This is a genomic window from Thermostichus sp. MS-CIW-34 (genome assembly GCF_054060435.1).
In genome coordinates, this window is the sequence record NZ_JBSSDE010000071.1 from 1 (window position 1) to 1,182 (window position 1,182).

Below are 1,182 nucleotides of genomic sequence, written 5' to 3' on the forward strand. Positions count from 1 at the left end.
GGGGGATCCACCAATGCTGTTGAAGCGTCAGGTCAGGCCATCAGCCACGCACCGCAGGCGCTACCTCCACCGCCGCCAAATCCAGCGGGAAGTTGTGCGCATTCCGCTCGTGCATCACTTCCATCCCCAGGTTCGCCCGGTTCAACACGTCTGCCCAGGTCCCAACCACTCGACCGTTGCTGTCCACAATCGACTGGTTGAAGTTGAACCCGTTCAGGTTGAACGCCATGATGCTGATCCCCAGCGCCGTAAACCAAATCCCAATCACCGGCCAAGCCGCCAGGAAAAAGTGCAGGCTCCGGCTGTTGTTGAACGACGCATACTGGAAAATCAACCGGCCAAAATACCCGTGCGCCGCCACAATGTTGTAGGTCTCTTCCTCTTGCCCAAACTTGTACCCCAGGTTCTGAGACTCCTCTTCCGAGGTCTCCCGAATCAGGCTCGAGGTCACCAGCGACCCGTGCATGGCACTAAACAGCGCACCCCCAAACACGCCAGCCACGCCCAGCTGGTGGAACGGGTGCATCAGGATGTTGTGCTCTGCCTGGAACACCAGCATGAAGTTGAAGGTCCCCGAAATCCCCAGGGGCATCCCATCCGAGAACGACCCCTGCCCAATCGGGTAAATCAAAAACACTGCTGTGGCCGCTGCCACCGGCGCAGAGTAAGCCACCGCAATCCAGGGCCGCATCCCCAAACGGTAGCTCAGCTCCCATTCGCGTCCCATGTAGCAGAACACCCCAATCAAAAAGTGCAGCACAATCAGCTGGTACGGACCGCCGTTGTACAGCCACTCGTCCAGTGAGGCGGCTTCCCAAATCGGGTAAAAGTGCAGGCCAATGGCTGCCGAAGAGGGCACTACAGCCCCAGAAATGATGTTGTTCCCGTACAGCAAGGAACCGGAAACGGGCTCGCGGATGCCGTCAATGTCCACCGGCGGAGCCCCAATGAAGGCGATGATAAAGCAGGTGGTGGCAGTCAGGAGGGTGGGAATCATCAGCACCCCAAACCAGCCAATGTAAAGGCGGTTATCGGTGGAGGTGACCCACTCGCAGAACTGCTCCCACACGTTGCTGGTTGAGCGACGTTGGATAACAGTAGTCATGAGGACAAACTTCCCTAAGGAAGCGCGAAGATTGACAACCTAAACTTAAAACATCCGTTAAGTTTCGTCAACTACCT

General features: G+C 57.2%; 1 protein-coding gene. It reads right to left on the reverse strand.

The features are described from left to right. Positions 1–40 precede the first annotated feature (40 nt). Positions 41–1,105, reverse strand: a complete 1,065-nt coding sequence (gene psbA / locus ACVWYY_RS14455; RefSeq protein WP_011432036.1) for a photosystem II q(b) protein — start codon at positions 1,103–1,105, stop codon at positions 41–43. Between the last annotated feature and the right edge of the window lie 77 nt (positions 1,106–1,182).